Below are 24,257 nucleotides of genomic sequence, written 5' to 3' on the forward strand. Positions count from 1 at the left end.
TGTCTACGCCTTCGCGCTGAAGGCGGTGGGGAAGGTTTAAGACAGCACAGCGCGACGGAGTGGGGGTCTGCGCCGACCCGGACGACCTACTCGCCCACCCCCGCTTCGCTCTCCACCGCCGGCACCGCCTTCAGATACGCCGCGATCGCCTCGCGATCCTCTGCCCGCAGCCGCGCCAAATTGCGTACCACCGCCGCCATCCTCCCGCCCGCCGAATCGAAATCCGGCGTGAACCCTGTTTCCAGATAGGCGGCGATGTCTTCCTCGCTCCAGTCGGCGATGTCGCCGCCCGGCGTGATGTTGGGCCGGCCGCCGAGCCACCGGTCCGTCTCCAGCCCGCCGGTCATCGCGCGCGGCGTGTGGCATTCACCGCAATGGCCCAGCGCCTCGACCAGATACTGGCCGCGCACGACCTCCTCGCTCGCACCGGCAATCGCGACCTGCGGCTCGTCATTCAGGTAAAGCCGCTTCCAAAGCCCGACGCCGCGCCTGACGCTGAACGGAAACGAGACCCGGTGCGCCGGCGCGTCGCCCGCCACTGCCGGCAGGGTCTGCATAAAGGCGAACAGATCGGCGACGTCCCCGTCGCTCATGCGGCTGTAGGACGTATAGGGAAAGGCCGGGTAGTAGTGGCGACCATCGGGCGAAACCCCGCGCCGCACGGCATTGGCGAAATCGCTGACCGACCAGCCGCCGATGCCATGGTTCGGATCGGTCGAGATGTTCGGCGCGACGAACGTGCCGAACTCGCTTTCGAGCTCGACGCCGCCCGCCAGTTCCAGCATCGCGTCGCCGCTCGCCTGCGGCACGGCATGGCACGAGGCGCAGCCCGCCGCCCAGAAGACGCGTTCACCCGCGACGGCATCGCCGGGCGGAAGTTCAGCCGGTTCCGGTTTCTCGGGAGCCGAGAGCGCCCAGCCACCCGCCACGCCTATTGCGGCGAGAACGGCAATGCCGAGCGCCAGTCGCCTGCCGGTCGCCATAGATCAGTCCCTGTAGCTCTCATGGCAGGCGCCGCAATTCTGCGCGGCAGGGCCGAACGAGGCGCGGAAGGCGTCCAGATCCTGCGGCGCCGCTGCAAGCGCCGCGGCGACACCTTGCTTGTATCGCTCGTCGGCGGCGCGGAAACCGTCCATGTCGGTCCAGATCGCCGCCGCCGCGTCGCCGCCCTCGCTCCCGGCCGCATAAAGGGTTGCAACGTCATGCGCCTGCGCATTCGCGTTCAGTTCCTCCAGCGCCGCCATCACGGTCGCCGCATCGAAGGGCTGGCGGCCCTGGGCGATCGGCCCGAGCGTGCGCATGATCTGGCCGCGCTCCTTCATCAAAGCCTGTCGGTCCTCGATCGGATCGGCAAGAGCGGGGGCTGCAATGAGCGCCACGAGGGCGGCGGCGATGACTGGCTGCTTGATCGGCACGGTGTTCTCCCAATGGCTCGTCGATGGCATCATCGGGAATAAACGACGCGGCGGATACTCAATGGTTCACCAGCGCCATTCACGCTTGCGTTATGAGCAGGGCAAAGAAAAACCCCGGCGCGAGGCCGGGGTTTGACAGGTGCTGCCGCCTCCAATTCGCGTCAAAGCGAGGCGAAAACGGCTGATTTCGAGAACCGGAGCGGAGTGTACTTCAGTACATGAGCACCGGCGTGCGCAGAAAGCTGCCGTTTGCAGGCCGCTTTCACGCGAATTTTCAGGCCTTTTCGTACATTTCCAGGACGTAGTCCCAGTTGATCAGGCTGTCGACGAAGGCTTCGAGGTACTTCGGCCGCGCGTTGCGGTAGTCGATGTAATAGGAGTGCTCCCACACGTCGACGCCGAGGATCGGCTTCGCGCCATGGACCAGCGGGTTCTCGCCGTTCGGCGTCTTCATGATCTGGACCTTGCCGTCCTTGACCGCGAGCCAAGCCCAACCCGAGCCGAACTGGCCGACGCCGGCGGCGATGAAGTCGGTGCGGAACTTGTCGTAGCCGCCTAGATCGCTGTCGATCGCCTTCTGCAGCGCGCCCGGCAGGCTCTTGCCGCCGCCGCCCTTCTTCATCCATTTCCAGAAATGGATGTGGTTGTAGTGCTGGCCGGCATTGTTGAAGAGCGGCTGGTTCTTGCCATGGCTTTGCTTGACGATCTCTTCGAGCGAGAGGCCGTCCATGCCGGCTTCCTTGGCCAGTTCATTGCCCTTGTCGACATAGGCCTTGTGGTGCTTGTCGTGGTGATATTCCAGCGTCTCCTTGGACATGAAGGGCTGGAGCGCCTCGTAGTCGTAAGGCAGTGCGGGCAGTTCGAAAGCCATGATGTGTCTCCCTCTAGGCATTGGAAAAATTATAGGTCTTACATAGGAGTCGAACCCGCCCCCGCAACCGGCGCAGCCAGATTTAGCGCCCACGCGCGTTGCGCTTACTTGGCGTGCGCCCAATCCCAGTACAATTGCCGCGCCTTTTTCGCGATCGGGCCGGGCTGAAGGTTGCGATCCTCGATCTTCGTGATCGGGATGACCTTGGAGTGGTTGCCGGTCGAGAAGATTTCGTCGGCCTCCATGAAGTCCTTCACCGTCAGCGTGCGCTCCGAAACCGAATGTCCGGCATCCTGCAGCAACCCCATCGTGCGGGCGCGCGTGATGCCCGGCAGGAACGTCCCGTTCTTCACCGGAGTGATCACTTCGCCGTCCTTGACGATGAAGACGTTCGACGAACCCGTCTCGGCAACGTTGCCCAGCATGTCGAGTACCAGCGCGTTGTCGAAGCCGCGGCTCTTGGCTTCGAGAATGGCGCGGCCATTGTTGGGGTAGAGGCAGCCGGCCTTCGCATTGGTCGGCATGGTCTCGATCGTCGGCCGGCGGAAGGGGGAGACGGTGATCGAAAACCCGTCCGGCGCCTGCATCGGCGATTCGTAGAGGCAGAGGCAAAAGCGTGTCGATGCGGGATCGGACGGCACGCCCATATATCCGCCGTGCTCGGCCCAGTACATCGGTCGGATATAGACCGCCGTCCTGCCGTCGAACTTCTTCAGCCCCTCGAAGGTCAGCCGCACGATCTCGCCTGGCTCCACGGTCGGGTTCAGTCCAAGCGCGCGCGCCGAGGCGTTGACGCGTTCGGCATGGAGGTCGAGATCGGGCGCGACGCCTTCGAACCAGCGCGCGCCGTCGAAAACGCTCGATCCCAGCCACATCACATGGCTGCGCGGACCCACCAGCGCCACATTGCCCTCGTGCCAGCCACCGTCGACGAAGGTCCAGGTTGTGCTTTGCGCCGGTACTGCCAGTGTCATGGGATCATTCCTGTTCGTGTTCGGCACGCATGCAAGTCGCGCGCGTGCCGTGGGTCAATCGGCACAGAACGCCAATCGATCGGTCCAAAGAGGCGCAATGCTTGACCGGAAAAGGCAATTCGGGTCAAGACCCGCGCAGATGAGGCCGACCCGATGAAACATTCCGCCTACGTTTTCGACGCCTATGGCACGCTCTTCGACGTGCACGCCGCCGTGCGCCGCCACGCCGGCGAGATCGGCCCGGACGGGCAGTTGCTGTCCGACATCTGGCGCGCCAAGCAGCTCGAATATTCGTGGACGCTGTCGCTGATGGGCGAGTACCGTGATTTCTGGGAACTCACAGAGCGCGCCCTCGACGTCGCCTTCGCGCGCGTACCCTCCGCCGACAAGGCCCTGCGCCAGCCGCTCCTCGACGCCTACTGGAAGCTGGACTGCTACCCGGAAGTGCCGAAAGTCCTCAAGGCCCTCAAGGCCGGCGGCGCGCGGCTGGCGATCCTTTCCAACGGCTCGCCCGCCATGCTCGAATCGGCGGTAAAGAACGCCGCGCTCGACACGATCCTCGACGACATCGTCTCCGTCGACCGCATTCGCCGCTACAAGCCGCATCCGGACGTCTACGACATGATCACCACCCAGTGGCGGCTCTATCCCGACGCCGTCTCGTTCCAGTCGTCGAACCGCTGGGACGTCGCCGGCGCATCGCGCTTCGGCTTCCGCACCATCTGGATCAACCGTGCCGGCATGCCGGACGAATATCCCGAGCAGCCAGCCGGGCTCGTGCTCCCCTCGCTCGAAGGCGTCGTCACGGCGGGCTGAGTTTCGACTGCCGAACGGCCGACATCACGGCGTCTTTACTTGCGGCCGTCTTTCGCAACTGTGACATCTCGACCACACTGACCTGCCAAGTCGGCTGCGGACAGGACGCGAACTTCCCAGTTTCCAAGGGATGCGTTAACCCCGCCGCCTCATCGGCGTCGACCTGCCGGAACCTTGCCCGACGATCTTGCGTTCCTTCGCCTGATCCGCACTGGAGCCTCATTTTGGACACGATTGAACGCCTTTCCCGCCGCCGCTTCCTGGGCGCCGCCGCCGCGGGCGCTGCCTCGCTCGCGCTCTCCGCATGCACGAGCAGCATTCCCCGCCGCGAGACCATCGGCGCCGTCGCGCCGGCCCCGGTGCAGCCCAACTACGACCTCGCCTACTATCAGGACCTCTACAGCGCCCGCGTCGACGAGGGCTACGAGTTGCCGGCCATCCCGGTCGAGCGCATCGATCCGGCCTATCTGCGCCAGATGGTTCCCGATCCGACCGGCGAGGCTCCGGGCACGATCGTCGTCGACCAGTCGCAGCATTATCTCTATCTCGTCCAGCCCGGCGGACAGGCCATGCGCTACGGCGTCGGCCTCGGCCGCGAAGGCTTCGCCTGGTCGGGCCGCGCCGTCGTCCAGTGGAAGCGCAAATGGCCGCGCTGGACTCCGCCGGATGAAATGGTCGCCCGCCAGCCCGAACTCGAACCCTATTCGATCGAGAATGGCGGCATGGAACCGGGCTTGCAAAACCCCCTCGGCGCCCGCGCGCTCTACATCTTCCAGGGTGGCGAAGACACGCTCTACCGCCTGCACGGCTCGCCCGAATGGTTCTCGATCGGCCAGTCCGTGTCGTCCGGCTGCGTGCGCCTGATCAACCAGGACGTCATCGACCTCTACGACCGCGTCCCCAACGGTTCACCGATCCTGGTCGTTCCGAGCCTCGGCGTCGCGTAGGTTTTCTCGAAGGCCACCCCCACCCTCTATCCCTCCCCACAAGGAGGAGGGAGTCGCCAGCGTTCTGCTTCGACCACCAATGCACCGCCAGGCTTGAAGGAAAGGCCAGGCGCCGACGCCCTCCCTCCCCCTTGTGGGGGAGGGATACAGGGTGGGGGTCACTTCAGAAAAGACTCCCCTAAAACCCCTTCTTCAAACTCCCCAATATCCCCCGCACCAACGCCCGCCCGACCGACGAGCCGACCGAGCGAACCACCGACTTCATCGCTGCTTCCGCCACCGTCTGCCGGTTCGAGGCGCGCGGCTTTGCCGGTGCCCGTTCGCGGCGGCCGTCGCCATCCATGTCCGGCAGTGTCCAGCGGCCACGCGCCGCTTCTTCCTTCTGCGCCGCCTCGCGTGCCCGCTGGTCCTCCTCCGCGCGCGCCTTCGCCTCGGCCTGTTTGGCCAACATCTCGTAGGCCGATTCACGGTCGACCGTCGTGTCGTACTGCCCCGCCACCGGGCTCTGCGCGATCACCTGCCGGCGCTCGTCGGGTGTCAGCGGCCCCAGCCGCGAAGATGGCGGGCGGATTAGCGTTCGTTGCACCATCGACGGCACGCCCTTTTCGGCCAGCGTCGAGACCAGAGCCTCGCCGGTCCCAAGCTGCGTGATCGCGTCGGCGCAATCGAAATCGGGGTTCGGCCGGAAGGTCTCGGCAGCGGTCTTCACTGCCTTCTGCTCGCGCGGCGTATAGGCACGCAGCGCGTGCTGCACCCGGTTTCCCAATTGCGCCAGCACCGTCTCCGGCACGTCGAGCGGGTTTTGAGTCACGAAATAAACACCGACACCCTTGGAGCGGATCAGCCGCACCACCTGCTCCACGCGCTCGACCAGCACCTTCGGCGCATCGGAAAACAACAGATGCGCCTCGTCGAAGAAGAAGACGAGCTTAGGCTTGTCCGGGTCGCCGATCTCCGGCAATTCCTCGAACAGTTCCGACATCAGCCAAAGCAGGAACGTCGCGTAGAGACGCGGGTTCATCATCAGCCGGTCGGCGGCGAGCACGTTGATGGCCCCGCGCCCGTCGCGCGAGGTGCGCATAAGGTCGGAAATGCGCAGCGCCGGCTCGCCGAAGAAATGGTCGCCGCCCTGCCCTTCGAGCACCAGGAGCGCGCGCTGGATCGCGCCGACGGACGCCTTGGTGATGTTGCCGTAGCGGCCCGACAATTCGCTCGCCCGCTCGGCCATCGAGGCCAGCATCGACTGCATGTCCTTCATGTCGAGAAGGAGCATCCCCTCTTCGTCGGCCAGCTTGAAGGCGATGTTGACGACGCCTTCCTGCGCTTCGGTCAGGTTCAAAAGCCGCGACAAAAGCAGCGGCCCCATTTCCGAAACCGTTGCACGGATCGGATGGCCCTGTTCGCCGAAAAGGTCCCAGAAGACGACCGGAAATTCCTTGAACTGATAATCGGCAAGCTGGATCGACTCGGCGCGCTTGGCGAGGAAGTCCTTGGGCTCGCCCGCCTTCGCCAGACCCGCGACGTCGCCCTTGATGTCGGCGCAGAACACCGGCACCCCGGCATCCGAAAAACCTTCCGCGAGGATTTGCAGCGTCACCGTCTTGCCGGTGCCGGTGGCGCCCGTCACCAATCCGTGCCGGTTGCCGTATTTGAGAAGCAGTTCCTCCGGTCCCTGGTAGCTGTCGTCCGGCTTGCGGCTCGCGCCCAGGAAAATGCTCTCAACCTGCCACATGACGCCCCCTCGAAGCCTGAAACCGTGCCGCGACGTTCAGCTTTCATGCGTCCGGCGTCAAGTGGCCGCTTCTGCGTTAGGACGCTTGTGCAACATCGCCCGGGCAAAAGACGCCATGACGCATGCTGCCGCGTTGCGTGTGCGGTCCTGCGTCCTTAAGTTCGTCCCGGACAGGTTGCATGCGTGCGACCAAAGGAAGGGTGGAAATGGAAGCAGCAAGCGTCGGCACCAGATCGTTCACGGCGATGAAGCGGGAAAGCTGGCTCGAACGTCTTGCGGCCGCGCCCTCTGCATCGCCGCGCGTCCATTATGAAGTCGACGCGTCGGGCCTGCAGATGCGGGCCGGCGGCGCGGCCCAGTGGAAAATCCTGCAGCGCGTCGACGACCCCGATCCCGCACGCGCCAATGCGCAGGCGCTGACCGACCTCGCCAATGGCGCCGACGGCCTCGCGCTGGTCTTCGAGGGCGCGCCGAACGCGTTCGGCTATGGCCTTCCCGCCACCCCCGAGGCGCTCCGCACCGCGCTCGCGGGCGTTCCGATCGACAAGGTCCATTTGCGAATCGACGTCCATCCGGCCAGCCGCGCCTCGGTCGACTGGATGGAGACGCTTTTCCACAACTGGCCGAATGTCGATCCGGCCCGGCTCAGCCTTTCCTTCGGCGTTGATCCGGGCGCCGTCTTCGCCGGCACCGGGCGCCTGCGCATGTCGATCGAGGCGCTGCAGGCGTCGATGCCGCAGTCACTGGCACACTTCTTCTCGGTCGGCGCGCCGGCGGTCTTCCTCGAGGCCGATGGCCGCGTCGTCCACAATGCCGGCGCGACGGATGCGCAGGAACTCGGCATCATCATCGCTTCGGCGGTCGGCCATCTGCGCATGTTCGAGGAGGCGCGCCAGCCGCTCGTCTATGCCGCGCCGCATATCGGCTTCGCCCTCGCCGCCGGTCAGGACCCGCTGTCGACTATCGTCAAGATCCGCGCGCTGCGTGCGCTGTGGGCCGCGATCGAGGAGCAGTCGTCGCTGCCGCCGGTCCCCGCCAACATCCATGCCGAAACCTCGTTCCGCATGATGAGCCGGCTCGATCCCGACACCAACCTCACCCGCAACACGCTCGCCGCTGCCGCGGCGATCGGCGGCGGCGCGAATTCCGTTTCGCTTTTGCCACACACGATGCCGGTCGGCCTGCCCGAAGGCGCCGCCCGCCGCATGGCGCTCGCCACGCAAACGGTGATGAAACGCGAGGTCCAGCTTCGCCCGATCTCCAACCCGACGCCCGCGCCCGATTTGCAGAACCAGCTCATCGCCTCGCTGTGCGAAACCGCATGGGAGGAGTTCCGCCGCATCGAGAACGAAGGCGGCATCCTGCGTTCGCTGGTCGACGGCCGCCTTCAGGAACGCGTCCTCGAAGCCCGCCAGGCGCGCATCGAAACGGTGCGCGGCGGCCAGAACGTCATCGTCGGCGCCACCGTCTTCGAACCGCCCGTCCCCGTCTCGCAACCCACGCTCGACGTCCCCGTCAAACCGCTGCCGGAAGACGGCACGGTGTTCTGCGAAAAGCTGTCGCCGAGGCGGTTGGAAGAGGACGTGGTGGGGTAACTTGCAGGCGCTGTCGCCTTCCGAACCTCATCAGCGTCCGCGCTCGATGGCGCCCCCCTCTGTCCTGCCGGACATCTCCCCCGCAGGTGGGGAGATTAAGCTCGTCGCCGACACCGCGTGATCTCCCCCCTTGCGGGGGAGATGTCCGGCAGGACAGAGGGGGGCGCCGTAGAGCTCGAGCGTTCAATTCAACCCAGCAACTCCCCCACCGGCCGAACCATCCCCACCTCGATCCCGTTCCAGTTCGTCATCACCGGCCGCGCCATCTCCGCGACCCGGTCCCCCAACTCATCCCTCACCAACCGCGCGATCAGCGCGGCAACCATCGTCTCCGCCGCCCGCACCGCGCCATCATCGCATTTCAGCGCAAACCCTAGCCCCAGTTCCGGCAGCGCCCCGCAATAGACACCCTCTGCACCGACCTTGACGAAGATCCGCCCCGCGCCCGCCATCATCAGCCGCGTATCCATCCGCTCCGTGCCGGACACGTAGAACGGTTCGGCCATGCACGCCGCGATCAGCCGCTTCGCCGCTGCCGCGCGTCGCTCTCCCAGTCCCCGCCCCGTCGCCATCTTCGCAAAGCCGCGCGCCAGGTCGGCAAGCGGAACCGCGTAGGTCGGGATCGAGCAGCCGTCGATGCCGTACGCATCCGTCGAATGCGCCGCCCCCGTAACCGCCTCCATCGCCTCGCGCACCATTTCCTGCGATCGGTGCCCGGCCTTCACATAGCCGCGATGGTCGATGCCCAGATGCCGGCAGGTGCAGACGAACCCCGAATGCTTGCCCGAGCAATTGTTGTGCAGCGCCGTCGGCGACGCGCCGGAGCGTGCCAGTTCGATCAGCGCGTCCTGCCGCGTCGGCCAATGCGCGCCGCATTCGAGCGCGCCGAAATCGAGCCCCGCCCGCGCCAGCATCGAGGCCGCGCGGTCGGCGTGCCGCGTTTCGCCGGCATGGGAGGCGCAGGCGAGCGCCAGGTCGGCGTCCGAGAACCCATAGGCATCCGCCGCCCCGCTTTCGACAAGCGGCAGCGCCTGGATCGACTTCACCGCCGAGCGCGGAAAGACCGGCCGCGCCACGTCGCCGATCGACAGCACCTCACCGCCGTCGCCGTCGAACACCGTCAGCGCGCCGCGATGGCGGCTTTCGATCACATTTCCGCGGGTGACTTCGACCAGAACCGGATTCGCCATTATCTTCCCTCAAGACCAAACTGCCCGCCACATACCCGATTTGCCCGCCCGAAAGGAAGCGCACCGCTTCATGACCATCGCCCTGCGCCTCGCCATGCTCGTCTTCGTCTTCTTCCTCCTGCCGGCGCTCGCGACGCTCGCCTGGTGGTCGATCACGGACCGGCCCGATAGCTGGCGCGGCGCGACCTGGACGTCGTCCGGCCTGCTGCCGCCGCCTGCCGCCGACGACGCCGGCATCTACGTCCTCGCCGCCCGCACTGGCGGTCTCAAGGGCGCATTGTCGGTGCATAGCTGGATCGTTCTGAAGCGCCCCGGCGAGACGACCTACGAGCGTTACGACAAGGTCGGCTGGGGCTCGCCCATTCGCCGCAATCACCGCGACGCCGACGGCTACTGGTACTCCAACCCGCCCTATGTCGTGCATTCCGTGAAGGGCGAGGCAGCCGAGGCACTGCTGCCGCAGTTCGACGCCGCGATCGCGGCCTACCCCTATGCGCAGCCCGGCGGCTACCGCATCTGGCCCGGCCCGAACTCCAACAGCTTCGTCGCCAACGTCCTCGACGCCGTCCCCGGCTTCGGCGGCCGGCTGCCGCCAAACGCCGTCGGCCGCGACTACGCCCCCGGCCTCGGCACCTTCGGCATGACCCCCGACGGCCGCGACTTCCGCGCCTCCCTCGCCGGCTACGCCGGCGTCACCATCGGCGCGGCCAGCGGCATCGAGTTTCATTTTCTGGGATTGGTGGCGGGCGTGGATCTGAAGCGGCTTGGCTTGAAAGTGCCGGGCTACGGGACGATCTCAGTTTACTGACCGCGAACGACACCGCGCTGCCTACCCCCACCCCTCACCGCTCCCCACAAGGAGGAAGGGGGGGGCATGAACGCCGCGCACTCACATCCGCTCGCCACCAAGCTTGAGGGTTGGGATCGACGCTGGCGAATCCCTCCCCTTGTGGGGAGGGATAAAGGGTGGGGGTCTTCAACCATCCGCCCGCTTCCACCCGGCTCGCTCTCAAAAGCAGGCCAGCACCAACCGCTCACCCCGCCTTCGACATCCCCCCATCGACCACCAGCACATGCCCGCTGACATAGTTCGCATCGGTCGACAGCAAATACGCCACAGCCCCCGCAACCTCATCCGCATCCGCCACGCGCCGCAGCGGCAGCGTCTCGACATGGTCCCCGGCGCCTACACACACGCCGTTCACCCGGACACCCTTCGGCCCAAGCTCCACCGCCAGCCCCTCGGTCAGCGCGCGTATCCCCGCCTGCGCGATGCCGTAGGCGAGCCGTCCGTGCCCAGCCGCACCGCATATATTGACGATCGCCAGTTCGTCTCCGCGCCGCTCCACCCCCGCCCGGCAGGCGGTCAGCGCCGCGACGAGGTTCACCTCCAGCACTTCGCGCAGAAATTCCCCGGTCGTCTCGTCGAGCCCGCCAAGCGGCGCGTGGCTCGACGCATTGACCAGCGCGGCGAGCGGACCGAAGGCGTCGACGCATTGGTCAAACGCCACTTCCATCTCTTCCTCGTCCGTCAGATCGGCGCGAATGAAGATCGCGTCCTCGTCGCCCAGCCGCTCCTCAGCCTCCGAGATCGCCTCGGCGTCGGCGTCGATGATGGCGACCGGCCAGCCGTCGTCCAGCAGGCGTTCGGCAACGGCAAAGCCGATGCCGGTCGCCCCGCCCGTGACGACGGCCGGCCGTTTCACTTGATGCGCTCGAGGATCGAGACATAGTTGGCGACCGCTGCGCCGCCCATGTTGAAGATGCCGGCAAGCTTGGCGTTCGGCACCTGGATGCCGCCCGCCTCGCCGGTCAACTGCATGGCCGACAGCGCGTGCATCGAAACGCCCGTCGCGCCGATCGGATGACCCTTGGACTTCAGCCCGCCCGACGGGTTCACCGGCAGCCTGCCGTTCTTCTTGGTCTGGCCTTCGAGCGCGATCTTGCCGCCCTCGCCGCGCTTGGCGAGCCCCATCGCCTCGTATTCGATCAGCTCGGCGATGGTGAAGCAGTCATGCGTCTCGACGAAGGAGAGGTCGTCGAGCTTCACGCCCGCACTCTTCAGCGCCCGCGCCCAGGCTTCTTCGGCACCCTCGAACAAAAGGATGTCGCGCTTCGACAGCGGCAGGAAATCCTGCACGTGCTCGTTGGCGCGGAAGGCGACGGCGCGTTTCATGCGCAGCGCCGTCTGCGTGTCGGCGAGCACGATCGCGGCCGCGCCGTCGGAGACGAGCGAGCAGTCGGTGCGCTTCAAGGGACCTGCGACGAACGGGTTCTTCTCGCTCTCGTTGCGGCAGAAGTCGAAGCCGAAATCGGTACGCATCTGCGCATACGGATTGTCGACGCCGTTCTTGTGGTTCTTCGCCGCAATGGTGGCGAGCGCATCGGACTGATCGCCGTGGCGCTGGAAATAGGACTGCGCGATACCGCCGAAGACGCCCGCGAACCCCGCCGGCGTGTCGCCTTCCTCGGGAAGGTACGATGCCTTCAGAAGGTTGCGGCCGACATCGGGACCCTTGGTCGTCGTCATCTGCTCGACGCCGACGACGAGCACGATCTTCGCCGCATTGGCGTCGATCGCGCGGATGCCCTGGCGCACCGCAGCCGAGCCGGTCGCGCAGGCGTTCTCGACGCGCGTTGCCGGCTTGAAGCGCAGGCGGTCGTCGGCCTGCAGCACGAGGCTGGCGGTGAAATCCTGGGCCGAGAAGCCCGCATTGAAATGCCCGAGCACGATCTCGTCCACGTCTTCCGGCCCGATGCCGGCATGGGCGAGCGCGTCGCCCGCAACCTTGACGATCAGGCTCTCGACGGTCTCTTCGGGCAGTTTTCCGAACTGGGAATGCGCCCAGCCGACAATGCATGCGGTCATGTTTTCTGGCCTCCTTGGGATGTGGCGCACCCTACCATGCGTCAACCCGCCGCCGAAACCTGAAATTTGTTCAGGCCTGAACGAACAGCGGGTTTGCTGCGGTTCTTGATTGACCAGTCAATAAACGATAGATCGGGTCCATGCCAAAGCTTGGAATGGAACCGCTTCGCCGCAAGGCGCTCATCGACGCCGCGATCGGTGCGATCGGCGAGCGCGGCTCGCTCGATGTGACGATGGCGCAGATCGCCAAGCGCGCCGGCGTTTCTTCGGCGCTGGCGCATCACTATTTCGGCGCCAAGGACGACCTCCTCCACGCCACCATGCGCCACATCCTGGCCGAGCTCGGCCGCGATGTCCGCGCCGCGCTTGGCGAAACGACGACGCCCGAACAACGCGTCCGCGCCATCATCGCCGTCAATTTCTCCGTCAAGCAGTTCGCGTCCGAGACGGTTGCCGCATGGCTCACCTTCTATGTCGAAGCGCAGCGGTCCGAACGCCTGCGACGGCTGCTGCGCATCTACGCGCGGCGCCTGCATTCCAATCTGATGAGCGGCCTGCGCCCGCTCGTGGCCGAGCCCGAGCAGACCGCCGAAGGCATCGCCGCGCTGATCGACGGGCTCTACATCCGCCGCGCGCTGAAGGACGGCGCGCCGGACGCGGCCTCGGCCATCGCCTTGGTGAACGACTATCTCGACCTCAGAATTCATGCCGTCCGGGGGGACACCTAATGAAGCCGAACATCCTCATCCTCATGGTCGACCAGTTGACCGGAACGCTGTTTCCGGACGGCCCGGCCGACTTTCTCCACGCGCCGCATCTGAAGGCGCTCGCCGCGCGCTCGGCGCGCTTTGCCGCCAACTACACCGCCTCGCCGCTCTGCGCGCCCGGCCGCGCCGCGTTCATGAGCGGGCAACTGCCCTCGCGCACCCGCGTCTACGACAACGCGGCCGAGTTCCCCTCCGCGATTCCCAGCTTCGCGCATCATCTGCGCAGCGCCGGCTACCACACCGCGCTGTCGGGCAAGATGCACTTCGTCGGGCCTGACCAGATGCACGGCTTCGAGGAGCGGCTGACGACCGACATCTATCCCGCCGATTTCGGCTGGACACCCGACTATCGCAAGCCTGGCGAGCGGATCGACTGGTGGTATCACAATCTCGGCTCGGTCACCGGCGCCGGCGTCGCCGAGATCACCAATCAGATGGAATATGACGACGAAGTCGCCTTCCATGCCGTCCAGAAACTCCATCAGCTTTCGCGCCTCAGCGAAGACGCGGACCGCCGCCCCTGGTGCCTCACCGTCTCGTTCACCCACCCGCACGACCCCTTCGTCGCGCGCAAGAAGCATTGGGACCTCTATGAGGACTGCGCACACCTGAAGCCCGAAATCGGCTTCATTCCCTACGAGGCGCAGGACCCACATTCCCAGCGCCTCTACCACGCCAGCGACTACCCCGCCTTCGACATCACCCACGACGACATCGAGAAATCCCGCCGCGCCTATTTCGCCAACATCTCCTATGTCGACGACCATGTCGGCGCGATCCTCGACACGCTCGAGCGCACCCGCATGGCGGACGACACGATCGTTCTGTTCTGCTCCGACCATGGCGAGATGCTCGGCGAGCGCGGCCTCTGGTTCAAGATGTCCTTCCTCGAAGGCTCCGCCCGCGTGCCGCTGATGATCGCCGGCAAGGGCATCGCGCCCGGGAATCATGCGACGGCGACCTCCAATCTCGACATCTGTCCGACGCTCTGCGACCTCGCCGGGATCGACATGTCGGCCATTCAGCCATGGACCGATGGCACCTCGCTCAAGCCCATGATCGACGGCATCGAGCGCCACGAACCGGTGCTGATGGAATACGCCGCCGAAGGCTCCTACGCCCCCATGGTCGCGATCCGCGAGGGCCGCTTCAAGTTCGTCCATTGCGAGATCGACCCGCCGCAACTCTTTGATCTTGAATCCGATCCGGCCGAACTCACCAACCTCGCCGCAGATCCCGCCCACGCCGATCGCGTCGCCGACTTCATGGCGAAAGTCCGTGCCCGCTGGGACATGGCGCGCTTCGACGCGGAGGTGCGCGAGAGCCAGGCGCGCCGCTGGGTCGTCTACCCGGCGCTGCGCAACGGCGCCTACTATCCGTGGGAATTCCAGCCGCTGCAAAAGGCATCGGAGCGCTACATGCGCAATCACATGGACTTGAACGTGCTGGAAGACCGCCAGCGCTTTCCGCGAGGCGAATGACCATGCTTGAAGCCGATTACGTCATCGTCGGTTCGGGGTCCGCCGGCGCCGCCATGGCCTACCGCCTGTCGGAAGACGGCAGGAATTCGGTCATCGTCATCGAATATGGCGGCACCGACATCGGCCCCTTCATCCAGATGCCGGCCGCCCTCTCCTTCCCGATGAATATGAGCCTCTACGATTGGGGCTTCGAAAGCGAGGCGGAGACGCATCTGGGCGGGCGCAAGCTCGCCACGCCGCGCGGCAAGGTGCTCGGCGGATCGTCCTCGATCAACGGCATGGTCTATGTGCGCGGCCACGCGCGCGATTTCGACCATTGGGCGGGCGAAGGCGCCGCCGGCTGGGCCTATGCCGACGTCCTTCCCTATTTCAAGCGCATGGAAACCGCCCATGGCGGCGAGGAGGGCTGGCGCGGCACCGAGGGACCCATGCACGTCAAGCGCGGCCCCCGCCGCAATCCCCTCTACGCCGCCTTCGTCGAGGCGGGCCGGCAGGCGGGCTTCGAGACGACGGATGACTATAACGGCTCCAAGCAGGAAGGCTTCGGCGCGATGGAGCAGACCATCCATCACGGCCGCCGCTGGTCTACCGCAAACGCCTATCTGCGCCCGGCCCTCAAGCGCCCGAACGTCAGTCTCGTCAATGGCTTCGTGCGCCGCATTGTCATCGAGAATCAGCGCGCCACCGGCGTCGAGTTCGAGGCGCGCAGGCAGATCCAGTTCGTCCGGGCGAAGCGCGAGGTCATCCTCGCCGCCTCGTCGATCAACTCGCCCAAGCTCCTGATGCTGTCGGGCATCGGCCCCGCCGCGCATCTTACGCAGCACGGCATCAAGGTGATCGCCGACCGGCCGGGCGTCGGGGCGAACCTGCAGGATCACATGGAGCTCTACATCCAGCAGGAAGCCACCAAGCCGATCACGCTCTATTCCAAGCTCAACCTCTTTTCCAAGGCGTTGATCGGCGCCGAGTGGCTGTTCTTCAAGTCCGGCCTTGGCGCGTCGAACCATTTCGAGGCCGCCGCCTTCCTGCGCTCCAAAGCCGGCGTCGACTATCCCGACATCCAGTACCACTTCCTCCCCGTCGCGATCCGCTACGACGGCAAGGCGGCGGCGAAGTCGCACGGCTTCCAGGCGCATGTCGGGCCGATGCGCTCCAAGTCGCGCGGCTCGGTGACCCTGCGCTCTCCCGATCCCGCCGACAAGCCGGTGATCCGCTTCAACTACATGTCGCATCCCGACGACTGGACGGACTTCCGCCACTGCATCCGCCTGACACGCGAGATCTTCGGCCAGGCCGCCTTCGACGAATTTCGCGGCCGCGAAATCTCGCCCGGCGCGGATGTGACCAGCGACGAGGCACTCGACGCCTTCATCCGCGACCATGCCGAAAGCGCCTACCATCCCTGCGGGACCTGCCGCATGGGCCGGGCCAACGATCCACATGCGGTCGTCGATCCCGAGTGCCGCGTCATTGGCGTCGACGGCCTGCGCGTCGCCGATTCATCGATCTTCCCGCGCATCACCAACGGCAATCTCAACGCCCCCTCGATCATGGTCGGCGAGAAGGCAGCCGACCACATTCTCGGCCGCCAGCCGCTCAGCCCGTCGAACCAGGAGCCGTGGATCAATCCGAACTGGGAGACGTCCGACCGCTAGGCGAACACGCCGAACCGCAGTATGCCGACGACATCGCAACCATCCGTCTCAAGGCAACGCACTATGCAGAAGAACCAGCTCTACATGATCGTCGGCGCGCTTATTGTGGTCGTCATCGGCCTCGGCATCTACGTCTACCAGAAGGAAAGCGAGCCTTCGGGCGTCGAAATCCGTCTCGACGAATCCGGCGTCTCGGTCGAACAGAACTAACCAACACGAGGAGCAAGGCGTGAGAGCCCAACCGAAAGCATCGCACTTCATCAACGGACGCTTCGTCGAGGACGAGGGCGGACGCGAGATCGAGGTGGTCTATCCGGCCACCGGCGAGGTGATCGCGAAGCTGCACGCCGCCACGCCCAACATCGTCGAGCTGGCCGTGGAAGCGGCCCGCTCTGCACAAAGCGAATGGGCGCGGCTGAAGCCGATCGAGCGCGGCCGCATCCTGCGCAAGGCGGCCGATCTCCTGCGCGCCCGCAATGACGAGCTGTCGCGCCTCGAAACGCTCGACACCGGCAAAGCGATCCAGGAAACGCTCGTCGCCGACGCCGCGTCCGCCGCCGACGCGCTCGAATATCTCGGCTCCGTCGTCGCCGGTTTCAACGGCGAATTCATCGAGCTTGGCGGCCCCTTCGCCTATACCCGCCGCGAGCCGCTCGGCGTGTGCGTCGGCATCGGCGCCTGGAACTATCCGATCCAGATCGCGGCCTGGAAGTCCGCCCCGGCCCTCGCCATGGGCAATGCGATGGTCTTCAAGCCGTCCGAGACGACGCCGCTTTCCGCGCTTGCCCTGGCAGAACTCTATATCGAGGCGGGCCTGCCCGCCGGGCTCTTCAACGTCGTCCAGGGCTATGGCGACGTCGGCGCCGCCCTCGTCTCGCACGAGCATGTCGACAAGGTTTCGCTCACCGGCTCCGTGCCGACAGGCAAAAAGGTCATGGCGCTTGCCGGCGAGCACATGAAACACGCCACGATGGAGCTCGGCGGAAAGTCGCCGCTCATCGTCTTCGACGACGCGCATCTGGAGAACGCCATCGGCGGCGCCATGCTCGGTAATTTCTATTCCACCGGCCAGGTCTGCTCCAACGGCACCCGCGTCTTCGTCCAGGACGGCGTCTATGACCGCTTCCTCGACCGCCTCGCAAAGCGCGCCAAGACCATCCGCCTCGGCGATCCGCTCGATCACGAAACGCAGATGGGGCCGATGGCGAGCCGCGCGCAGTTCGACAAGGTGATGGAGCATATCCGCATCGGCCGCGACGACGACCGCGCACGCCTCCTCACCGGCGGCAACGCGCCCTCCATGCAGGGCTTCGAAGGCGGCAATTTCATCGAGCCGACCGTCTTCGCCGACGTAACCGACACCATGCGCATCGCCCGTGAGGAAATCTTCGGCCCGGTCATGAGCGTGCTGCGCTTTTCCAGCGAGGAGGAGGTGGTCGCCCGCGCCAACGACACGCCGTTCGGTCTCGCCGCCGGCGTCTTCACCGCCGACCTTTCCCGCGGCCACCGGGTCGTCGGACAGTTGCAGGCCGGCACCTGCTGGATCAACGCCTACAACCTCACCCCCGTCGAAATGCCCTTTGGCGGCGTCAAGCAATCGGGCATCGGCCGCGAGAACGCGCTTGCCGCGCTCGGCCACTACAGTCAGGTCAAGTCGGTCTATGTCGAGACGGGAGACGTTGCGTCACCTTACTGACGCAACGATTTGGCGCGAATGGGCGAACCGGCCCTTGCGGGCTTCTGCAACCCCGGTTATAAGCCCGCCGTCTGGTCGCGGAGTGTAGCGCAGCCTGGTAGCGCACCTCGTTCGGGACGAGGGGGTCGCAGGTTCAAATCCTGCCACTCCGACCATTGACACTCATGCCTTGCCGCCCTGCGCATGGCATTTTCTCCCGAAAACGCCTATATAGGCCTCGATGACGACGGCGCGTCGTCGTTCGACCCGGTTTTGCGCTCGGTCGCCAAGTCAATCGAGAGGTAATTCCGGAAGTGTCTGATCTGAACAATCCCGTCTTCAAGACGGCCAAGCCGTCGCCTGCAGCCAAGGCCGACATTACGACGGCAGCCGCCCGAGCGATCATCGACGATGAGGTGACCGCACGCGAAAAGAAGACTGCGCGTCTGCAATTGCTGCGGATGGAGCGGGAGGCCGCTGAGGCAAAGGAAGCCCCCGCGCCGAAAGCCAAAAAGACAACCAAGAAAATAAAGGTTTGACTTTTGGGGGCGGCGACGCCACATCTGGCGCATCGATCTTGCTAGATGATTTTTGTTTTGCGCCACGGCGCCTGCGACGAACGTCCCTCCCATAATCGATCTAAACGCCCGATTCAAAAGGGTTTCTTTCTACACGAGCGATTCTAAGGAGATCGTTATGCCTACAGGTACCGTTAAGTGGTTCAATTCGACCAAGGGTTTCGGCTTCATCGAGCCCGACCAGGGCGGCACGGACGTTTTCGTTCACATCTCGGCCGTTGAGCGTTCGGGCATGAATGGCCTCAACGAAGGCCAGAAGATCAGCTTCGAAGTTGTCCAGGACAAGCGTTCGGGCAAGAATTCGGCCGAGAACCTTCGCGCCGTCTAAGAAATTCGGCCGGCGTCGAGCGTAGACCGCGCGTTATGCGCGACGGACATGCTCTTGATGCCGCCGAAATGCCTGATCGGGTCTGCTGACCACGGATGTACTGGCAGCAAGGTCCCTCAGGCTACGGAAAGGTCGGGTTCAGCCCGGCCTTTTTTGTTTTTGCGGGCTCTGTCCGATTTCCGCCCTGCCCCGCGGTTTCCGATGGCATGATCGCCGCGATCTGTCACACTGGGGATCGGAGCCGCTTCGGTTCCCGGAGGAATGCCTGATGAAGCATGTGCGCCTTTCCGCTTTCGAGTGGGTGCTGGGCGGCATCGCTGCCGCCACTGTCGGCTCGTTTCTCTACATCTTCCTGATCAGCATGCACTGGTAACCCGCACCGCAGGCAGGACCACGCGGCACGTTCGCCGCGTTTCATGGCGGTGCACCACCGCGTGAATTGGGGGCAATCGGTCAGTAGACGCTGCTGGCCGGCAGGACGTGCGGTGCATCGCCATAGGCCATGTCCGTCTGCGTGTCGGTCACAGGCGCCTTGAGCGCGGAAAGAAAGCCATGAACGGCCGCCGCGCCGCCCTTGCGGATCAGGTTCAAATGGTTGCCTTCAGGCACCACGACCAGCGAGGCATGGTCGGCATTCATCGCCGCCAGCCGTTCGGCAAAGCGCGCCGGGGTGATCTGGTCCTTGCCGCCGGCGAGGATCAGGATCGGCGCATCGACCTTGTCGATCCGCGAGCGCGTGTCGAACTTGGTGCGCACCAGCCATTCGGGCACCTGCGAGAATTGCTGACGCACTGCGTCGCCGAAAGTCGTGAACGGTGCTTCGAGCACGAGGCCCATCGTCTCGGCCCGCGAGGCGACATAGCTCGCGACGCCGGTTCCCATCGAGTAGCCGTAGACGATGACGCCGTTCGGGGCGAGGTCGTCGGCCGCGATGCGCTCCATCATCGTCGACGCATCGGCGTAGAGCATCGCCTCGCTCGGCATGCCAGGATTGCCGCCATAGCCGCGATAGCCGGTCAGAAGCAGGCCATAGCCCTCCTCCGCGATCGCCGTCAGATGCCGTGGCTTGTGGATGATGTCGCCGAGCCGGTCGGGGAAGTAGACGATCAGCGGCTTGCCGGGCTGGGGCGCGAAATAATAGGAGCGCAGCTTCAAGCCGTCGGACGCTGTCAGTTCGATCGGCTCCAGCTTCAGCTTGCTGTCGAATTTGAGAATGTCGAGCGCGAGGCGGTCACGGAAGAGAACGTATTCGGGAACGGTGTGCGCCGCGGTCGCCCACGCGGCCACGAGCAGCATGATCAAGGTGGCGAAGGCTCGTGCCTGCTTCCTGCGTTTGCCCGAACGCATGATCATTCCGGCCACTCTCCCCTGTGACGCGATTCGATGGTGCCGATCACCATGCGTTACAATTAGACCGATTTATGGTTACCAGGCGATACATTTTGTGAGCCTGCGCGCCGTCGCGCGTGCGACGTGGCTCGGATGCCACAGCCGAAAGGCGGGCGTTCGGTCCTCAGATACAATTCAGACGTGCATTTTGCCGTTTCATTCGCATTTGATTGCAATCATGGCGCGCAATCAACCAGCGGAGCACAACCATGGCAGTTCGATTGGCATGCAAGAAGGGCACGGCGGCGGTCGAATTTGCGATCCTGTCGCCGATCTATCTGATGTTCCTGTTCGGGATGATCGCTTACGGCATCTACCTCGGCGCGGCGCATTCCGTGCAGCAACTGGCATCGGAGGCCGCGCGTCTGTCCGTCGCCGGCCTGCACGAGGCGGAAAGGCGCGACATGGCGCTCTCCTTCATCGCCAGCCACGCGAAGGGCTACGGCCTTGTCGATCCCGCCAAGCTTCAGATCGATGTCGCGGACAGCCCATCCGACGCCTCCCGCTTCGTGGTCGACCTCAGCTACGACGCGCGGCACCTGCCGATCTGGAACCTCTTCGACGGCGTCGTGCTTCCCTCGACCACGATCGCGCGGCGCTCGACCGTGCGGATCGGGGGCGTGTGATGCGGCGCGCCCTTGACCGTCTCACCCGCGACCGTGGCGGCAACTTCGCGACCATGACCGCGCTCGTCAGCCCGGTGCTCATCCTGGTCGCCGCGCTCGGCGTCGATGCCGGCTCGTTCTTCGTCGAGCGTCGCAGCGCGCAGAGCCTGACCGACCTCGCCGCCATGACGGCGGCACGTGCGCCCGAACGCGCCGCCGAGGCAGCCGAGGCCGTTTTCACCGACAATGGCTGGACGAATGTCACCGTCGCCACGCTGAAAGGCGCCGTCGGCGACGCGCAGACGCCCGCATGGCCCGAGATCGTGGGGGACGACCGCGTCCTCGTCATCGCGGGCGCCTACTCGCCCGACCCCGAAATCGCGCCCGCCCAGCGCTTCGTCGCCGGCGCGCAGCCTGCCAACGCCGTGCGCGTCGAATTTGAAACCCATGCCAGCCGCTTCTTTTCCGCGTCCCTGATCGATGCGCCCGTCATCCGCACCGCCGCCATCGCCTCGATGGTGCCGAAGGCCTCCTTTTCCATCGGCTCGCGCCTTGCCAGCCTCGAAGGCGGCGTCGCCAACATGCTGCTGACGAAGCTCCTCGGCACCAGCATCAGCCTCAACGCCATGGATTACCGTGCGCTTCTCGACACCGAAATCGGCCTCCTTGCCTTCTCCGAGGCGCTCGGCGCCCAGGCGAACCTGACCGCCGCCACCTATGACGAGCTGCTCGCCGCCGATGTCGCCATGCGCGACGTCCTGCGCGCGCTGTCGCAGACCCCCGGCGTCGGCCTGCCCGCCCGCACGGTCCTGCAGCGCCTCGCCAACGCGGTCCCGGCCGCCCGCAACCTGCCGCTTCGCCAGCTTCTCGACCCGGTAACGCTGGAGCTTGCGCGCATGCAGGGCAGTTCGGCGGGTCTCGACGCCAATGTCGGAGCGGTCCAGCTTCTCAACGCCGCCGCCGCCCTTGCCAACGGTCCCAACCAGGTCGCGCTCGATCTGGGCAGTTCGATCCCCGGCCTCCTCGACCTCACCGCCACCGTCGCGATCGGCGAGCCGCCGCAGGGCAAGTCATGGTTTTCCCGCGGCCCCGCCGGAACCATCGTGCGCACGGTCCAGACCCGCATCCGCCTCGACGCGCGCATCGGCCCGCTCCTCGGCGTCGGCGTCCACGTGCCGCTCTTCGTCGATGTCGCCTATGGCGAAGCGAAGCTGCAATCCGCCTCCTGCCCGACGGGCCGGCCCGAAAGCGCCCGCGCCAGCGTCGCCGCGAAGCCGGGCATCGTCGAAATCCATCTGGCTGACGCCGACACCGCCCGAATGCATGATTTCAGCCGTCTGCCCCGCCTCGACGACGCACGCCTGCTCCACGTTCCGATCCTGCTGATGGTCAACGCCCGCGCCCATGCCGGGGCAACCAACATGGCGGCCGACACGCTCCAGTTCACGGCGAACGACGTGGCTGCCGAGACGATCAAGACGGTCCGCACGCGCAACACGCTGCAGACCCTGTCGGGCTCGCTCCTGTCCAACCTCAGGCTCGAGGTCAAACCGCTCGGCCTCGGCCTCGGCATCCCCTCCGGCCTCACCGGCACGCTCGGCGGTCTCGTCGGCAACACGCTCGGTGCCGTCGATCCCGTCCTAGACAGCCTCCTCGCCGCCCTCGGCATCTCGCTCGGCGAAGCCGACATCCGCGTCCACCACGTCGACTGCGGCCGGCCGGTGCTGGTTCAGTAGTCTACGTAATCACCGTCGGCGCATCGCGCCCTGTCCGGCTGCGAATGCCCGCAATCGCCTCAGCCGCCTCGATCAGATCCGCCAGAGCGGCCTGTGTGTCGAGGTCGAGGCGGCCGTCGGCGGGCTCGAAGCGTTCGATGTAGACGCGCAACGTCGCACCTTCCGTGCCGGTGCCCGACAGGCGGAAGACGACGCGCGAACCGCCTTCGAAGAGGATGCGGATGCCCTGCTTTTCCGTGACCGACTGGTCGACAGGGTCGCGATAGGCGAAATCGTCGGCCTGCGCGACGGCGAGGCCGGCGAAGATCTGGCCCGAAAGATGGTCGAGACGGCCACGCAGATCGTCCATCAGCGCGTTGGCCGCGCCGGCGTCCACCGCCTCGTAATCATGCCGGGAATAGTAGTTGCGGCCAAACCGCGCCCAGTGATCGCGCATGATGTCGGCGACGCTTTCCTTGCGCGCCGCGAGAATGTTGAGCCAGAGCAGCACGGCCCAAAGCCCGTCCTTTTCGCGCACATGGTCCGAGCCGGTGCCGGCGCTTTCCTCGCCGCAGATCGTCACCTTGCCGGCGTCGAGCAGCGAGCCGAAGAACTTCCAGCCCGTCGGCGTTTCGTAGAGCTCGATCCCGAGCGCCTTTGCCACTTCGTCGGCTGCGGCGCTCGTCGGCATCGACCGCGCGATCCCCACCGGCCCGCCCGCATAGCCCGGCGCCAGGTGCATGTTCGCCGCCAGCACGGCGATCGAATCGGAGGGCGTGACGAAGATGCCCTTGCCGATAATGAGGTTGCGGTCGCCGTCGCCATCCGACGCCGCGCCGAAATCGGGCGCGTCGGGCGACATCATCAGTTCGTAGAGTTCCTTCGCATGGACGAGATTGGGATCGGGGTGATGCCCCCCGAAATCCTCCGACGGCACCGCATTGCGCGCCGTGCCCTTCGCAGCGCCGAGGCGTCGCTCGAGAATCTCGACGGCATAGGGCCCGGTCACCGCGTGCATGGCGTCGAACGCCATCGTGAAGCCCGAGGCGAAATAGGCGCGGATCGCGTCGAAGTCGAACAGCGTATCCATCAGCGCCGCATAGTCCGCCACCGGATCGACCACCTCGACCGTCATCCCGCCGATCTCGCGCGATCCGACCGCATCGATGGCCACGTCGCCGACCTGCGCGATCGCGTAGCGGTCGATCACCTTGGAGCGCTCGTGGATCGCGTTGGTCAGTTTCTCGGTCGCCGGCCCGCCATTGCCGGCATTGTACTTGATCCCGAAATCCTCGGTCGGCCCGCCCGGATTGTGGCTCGCCGAAAGCACGATGCCGCCGAAGGCTTCGTTCTTGCGGATCAGATGCGAGACCGCCGGCGTGGACAGGATACCGCCCTGCCCGACGATGACGCGGCCGAAACCGTTCGCCAGCGCCATCTTGATGACGATCTGGATGACTTCGCGATTGTAGAACCGCCCGTCGCCGCCCACGACCAGCGTCTGGCCGCGATAGCCCGCGAGCGAGTCGAAGATCGACTGGACGAAGTTCTCGACATAGTTCGGCTGCTGGAAGACGGGCACCTTCTTGCGCAATCCCGACGTCCCCGGCTTCTGGTCGTCGAAGGGGGCGGTCTCGATGATGGCGATCATGAAG

General features: G+C 65.7%; 23 protein-coding genes and 1 tRNA gene. 14 read left to right on the top strand and 10 right to left on the bottom strand.

What is annotated here, in order from left to right:
- Positions 1-86: 86 nt before the first annotated feature.
- The 4 genes from ACT6QU_RS00420 to ACT6QU_RS00435 all read right to left on the bottom strand — a co-directional run bounded on the left by ACT6QU_RS00420 (position 87) and on the right by ACT6QU_RS00435 (position 3,260).
- Entirely contained in the window at positions 87-983 is an 897-nt protein-coding gene (locus tag ACT6QU_RS00420) for a c-type cytochrome (protein ID WP_444563844.1), read from the bottom strand.
- A gap of 3 nt (positions 984-986) precedes the next feature.
- A complete protein-coding gene (locus tag ACT6QU_RS00425; protein ID WP_444563843.1) occupies positions 987-1,415 on the bottom strand; it encodes a c-type cytochrome in 429 nt (142 codons plus the stop codon).
- Between the two features lie 274 nt (positions 1,416-1,689).
- A complete protein-coding gene (locus ACT6QU_RS00430; RefSeq protein WP_444563842.1) occupies positions 1,690-2,286 on the bottom strand; it encodes a superoxide dismutase in 597 nt (198 codons plus the stop codon).
- A 104-nt stretch (positions 2,287-2,390) separates the two neighbouring features.
- A complete protein-coding gene (locus tag ACT6QU_RS00435) occupies positions 2,391-3,260 on the bottom strand; it encodes a branched-chain amino acid aminotransferase (RefSeq protein WP_444563841.1) in 870 nt (289 codons plus the stop codon).
- A 153-nt stretch (positions 3,261-3,413) separates the two neighbouring features.
- Here ACT6QU_RS00435 and ACT6QU_RS00440 point away from each other — a divergent pair, with 153 nt between their 5' ends.
- Together ACT6QU_RS00440 and ACT6QU_RS00445 are read left to right on the top strand one after the other, a co-directional pair.
- On the top strand, positions 3,414-4,076 hold the full coding sequence (locus ACT6QU_RS00440) for a haloacid dehalogenase type II (RefSeq protein WP_444563840.1): 663 nt from the start codon (positions 3,414-3,416) through the stop codon (positions 4,074-4,076).
- A 224-nt stretch (positions 4,077-4,300) separates the two neighbouring features.
- Positions 4,301-5,023 (top strand): L,D-transpeptidase, encoded by a 723-nt coding sequence (locus ACT6QU_RS00445; RefSeq protein ID WP_444563839.1) that lies wholly within the window; start codon positions 4,301-4,303, stop codon positions 5,021-5,023.
- 178 nt (positions 5,024-5,201) lie between these two features.
- Here ACT6QU_RS00445 and ACT6QU_RS00450 read toward each other — a convergent pair whose 3' ends face one another.
- Positions 5,202-6,755 carry a helicase HerA-like C-terminal domain-containing protein gene (locus tag ACT6QU_RS00450; RefSeq protein WP_444563838.1) on the bottom strand — a complete coding sequence of 518 codons (1,554 nt, stop codon included), beginning with the start codon at positions 6,753-6,755 and terminating at the stop codon, positions 5,202-5,204.
- Between the two features lie 206 nt (positions 6,756-6,961).
- Here ACT6QU_RS00450 and ACT6QU_RS00455 point away from each other — a divergent pair, with 206 nt between their 5' ends.
- A complete protein-coding gene (locus tag ACT6QU_RS00455) occupies positions 6,962-8,350 on the top strand; it encodes a methylmalonyl-CoA mutase family protein (protein ID WP_444563837.1) in 1,389 nt (462 codons plus the stop codon).
- A gap of 188 nt (positions 8,351-8,538) precedes the next feature.
- Here the strand turns inward: ACT6QU_RS00455 and ACT6QU_RS00460 are convergent, their stop codons facing one another.
- Entirely contained in the window at positions 8,539-9,540 is a 1,002-nt protein-coding gene (locus ACT6QU_RS00460) for an asparaginase (RefSeq protein WP_444563836.1), read from the bottom strand.
- A gap of 70 nt (positions 9,541-9,610) precedes the next feature.
- Between ACT6QU_RS00460 and ACT6QU_RS00465 the strand changes: the two genes are divergently transcribed.
- Positions 9,611-10,348, top strand: coding sequence for a DUF3750 domain-containing protein (locus tag ACT6QU_RS00465; RefSeq protein WP_444563835.1), 738 nt, complete (start codon positions 9,611-9,613; stop codon positions 10,346-10,348).
- A 226-nt stretch (positions 10,349-10,574) separates the two neighbouring features.
- Here ACT6QU_RS00465 and ACT6QU_RS00470 read toward each other — a convergent pair whose 3' ends face one another.
- Entirely contained in the window at positions 10,575-11,246 is a 672-nt protein-coding gene (locus ACT6QU_RS00470) for an SDR family NAD(P)-dependent oxidoreductase (RefSeq protein WP_444563834.1), read from the bottom strand.
- Positions 11,243-12,409 carry an acetyl-CoA acetyltransferase gene (locus ACT6QU_RS00475; protein WP_444563833.1) on the bottom strand — a complete coding sequence of 389 codons (1,167 nt, stop codon included), beginning with the start codon at positions 12,407-12,409 and terminating at the stop codon, positions 11,243-11,245. Before ACT6QU_RS00475 ends, ACT6QU_RS00470 begins: the two co-directional genes overlap by 4 nt.
- A gap of 140 nt (positions 12,410-12,549) precedes the next feature.
- Here ACT6QU_RS00475 and betI point away from each other — a divergent pair, with 140 nt between their 5' ends.
- The 8 genes from betI (at position 12,550) to ACT6QU_RS00515 (ending at position 18,893) form a co-directional block, all read left to right on the top strand.
- Entirely contained in the window at positions 12,550-13,137 is a 588-nt protein-coding gene (betI, locus tag ACT6QU_RS00480; RefSeq protein ID WP_444563832.1) for a choline-binding transcriptional repressor BetI, read from the top strand.
- Positions 13,137-14,657, top strand: coding sequence for a choline-sulfatase (gene betC, locus ACT6QU_RS00485; protein ID WP_444563831.1), 1,521 nt, complete (start codon positions 13,137-13,139; stop codon positions 14,655-14,657). Before betI ends, betC begins: the two co-directional genes overlap by 1 nt.
- A 2-nt stretch (positions 14,658-14,659) precedes the next feature.
- Positions 14,660-16,312: a choline dehydrogenase gene (gene betA, locus ACT6QU_RS00490; RefSeq protein WP_444563916.1), complete on the top strand. Its 1,653-nt coding sequence runs from the start codon at positions 14,660-14,662 to the stop codon at positions 16,310-16,312.
- Positions 16,313-16,375: 63 nt separating this feature from the next.
- The gene (locus ACT6QU_RS00495; RefSeq protein WP_024589140.1) at positions 16,376-16,522 is read left to right on the top strand and encodes a hypothetical protein; all 147 of its coding nucleotides are present in this window, start codon (positions 16,376-16,378) and stop codon (positions 16,520-16,522) included.
- A 19-nt stretch (positions 16,523-16,541) separates the two neighbouring features.
- Positions 16,542-18,008 (top strand): betaine-aldehyde dehydrogenase, encoded by a 1,467-nt coding sequence (gene betB, locus ACT6QU_RS00500; RefSeq protein WP_444563830.1) that lies wholly within the window; start codon positions 16,542-16,544, stop codon positions 18,006-18,008.
- 78 nt (positions 18,009-18,086) lie between these two features.
- Positions 18,087-18,163 (top strand) — tRNA-Pro (locus ACT6QU_RS00505).
- Positions 18,164-18,301: 138 nt separating this feature from the next.
- The gene (locus ACT6QU_RS00510; protein WP_444563829.1) at positions 18,302-18,526 is read left to right on the top strand and encodes a hypothetical protein; all 225 of its coding nucleotides are present in this window, start codon (positions 18,302-18,304) and stop codon (positions 18,524-18,526) included.
- 157 nt (positions 18,527-18,683) lie between these two features.
- On the top strand, positions 18,684-18,893 hold the full coding sequence (locus tag ACT6QU_RS00515; RefSeq protein WP_024589137.1) for a cold-shock protein: 210 nt from the start codon (positions 18,684-18,686) through the stop codon (positions 18,891-18,893).
- Positions 18,894-19,346: 453 nt separating this feature from the next.
- On the opposite strand, the gene ACT6QU_RS00520 is transcribed toward ACT6QU_RS00515, so the two are convergent.
- Positions 19,347-20,246: an alpha/beta hydrolase gene (locus tag ACT6QU_RS00520; RefSeq protein ID WP_444563828.1), complete on the bottom strand. Its 900-nt coding sequence runs from the start codon at positions 20,244-20,246 to the stop codon at positions 19,347-19,349.
- A 245-nt stretch (positions 20,247-20,491) separates the two neighbouring features.
- Here ACT6QU_RS00520 and ACT6QU_RS00525 point away from each other — a divergent pair, with 245 nt between their 5' ends.
- Positions 20,492-20,908: a TadE family protein gene (locus ACT6QU_RS00525; RefSeq protein ID WP_444563827.1), complete on the top strand. Its 417-nt coding sequence runs from the start codon at positions 20,492-20,494 to the stop codon at positions 20,906-20,908.
- Entirely contained in the window at positions 20,908-22,623 is a 1,716-nt protein-coding gene (locus ACT6QU_RS00530; protein WP_444563826.1) for a pilus assembly protein TadG-related protein, read from the top strand. The genes ACT6QU_RS00525 and ACT6QU_RS00530 overlap by 1 nt, the downstream gene beginning before the upstream one ends.
- 1 nt (position 22,624) lies before the next feature.
- Here the strand turns inward: ACT6QU_RS00530 and ACT6QU_RS00535 are convergent, their stop codons facing one another.
- Positions 22,625-24,253, bottom strand: a complete 1,629-nt coding sequence (locus ACT6QU_RS00535; RefSeq protein WP_444563825.1) for an alpha-D-glucose phosphate-specific phosphoglucomutase — start codon at positions 24,251-24,253, stop codon at positions 22,625-22,627.
- Positions 24,254-24,257 lie beyond the last annotated feature (4 nt).

The sequence above is a fragment of the Aliihoeflea sp. genome, from assembly GCF_052435475.1.
GTDB lineage: Bacteria > Pseudomonadota > Alphaproteobacteria > Rhizobiales > Rhizobiaceae > Aliihoeflea.

Excerpts from the sequence above, each read along its gene's own strand:
- ACT6QU_RS00420 (WP_444563844.1), bottom strand. The coding sequence starts at position 983 with ATGGCGACCGGCAGGCGACTGGCGCTCGGCATTGCCGTTCTCGCCGCA.
- ACT6QU_RS00430 (WP_444563842.1), bottom strand. The coding sequence starts at position 2,286 with ATGGCTTTCGAACTGCCCGCACTGCCTTACGACTACGAGGCGCTCCAG.
- ACT6QU_RS00435 (WP_444563841.1), bottom strand. The coding sequence starts at position 3,260 with ATGACACTGGCAGTACCGGCGCAAAGCACAACCTGGACCTTCGTCGAC.
- ACT6QU_RS00440 (WP_444563840.1), top strand. The coding sequence starts at position 3,414 with ATGAAACATTCCGCCTACGTTTTCGACGCCTATGGCACGCTCTTCGAC.
- ACT6QU_RS00450 (WP_444563838.1), bottom strand. The coding sequence starts at position 6,755 with ATGTGGCAGGTTGAGAGCATTTTCCTGGGCGCGAGCCGCAAGCCGGAC.
- ACT6QU_RS00455 (WP_444563837.1), top strand. The coding sequence starts at position 6,962 with ATGGAAGCAGCAAGCGTCGGCACCAGATCGTTCACGGCGATGAAGCGG.
- ACT6QU_RS00460 (WP_444563836.1), bottom strand. The coding sequence starts at position 9,540 with ATGGCGAATCCGGTTCTGGTCGAAGTCACCCGCGGAAATGTGATCGAA.
- ACT6QU_RS00465 (WP_444563835.1), top strand. The coding sequence starts at position 9,611 with ATGACCATCGCCCTGCGCCTCGCCATGCTCGTCTTCGTCTTCTTCCTC.
- ACT6QU_RS00475 (WP_444563833.1), bottom strand. The coding sequence starts at position 12,409 with ATGACCGCATGCATTGTCGGCTGGGCGCATTCCCAGTTCGGAAAACTG.
- betI (WP_444563832.1), top strand. The coding sequence starts at position 12,550 with ATGCCAAAGCTTGGAATGGAACCGCTTCGCCGCAAGGCGCTCATCGAC.
- betC (WP_444563831.1), top strand. The coding sequence starts at position 13,137 with ATGAAGCCGAACATCCTCATCCTCATGGTCGACCAGTTGACCGGAACG.
- betA (WP_444563916.1), top strand. The coding sequence starts at position 14,660 with ATGCTTGAAGCCGATTACGTCATCGTCGGTTCGGGGTCCGCCGGCGCC.
- ACT6QU_RS00495 (WP_024589140.1), top strand. The coding sequence starts at position 16,376 with ATGCAGAAGAACCAGCTCTACATGATCGTCGGCGCGCTTATTGTGGTC.
- ACT6QU_RS00515 (WP_024589137.1), top strand. The coding sequence starts at position 18,684 with ATGCCTACAGGTACCGTTAAGTGGTTCAATTCGACCAAGGGTTTCGGC.
- ACT6QU_RS00520 (WP_444563828.1), bottom strand. The coding sequence starts at position 20,246 with ATGATCATGCGTTCGGGCAAACGCAGGAAGCAGGCACGAGCCTTCGCC.
- ACT6QU_RS00525 (WP_444563827.1), top strand. The coding sequence starts at position 20,492 with ATGGCAGTTCGATTGGCATGCAAGAAGGGCACGGCGGCGGTCGAATTT.
- ACT6QU_RS00530 (WP_444563826.1), top strand. The coding sequence starts at position 20,908 with ATGCGGCGCGCCCTTGACCGTCTCACCCGCGACCGTGGCGGCAACTTC.
- ACT6QU_RS00535 (WP_444563825.1), bottom strand. The coding sequence starts at position 24,253 with ATGATCGCCATCATCGAGACCGCCCCCTTCGACGACCAGAAGCCGGGG.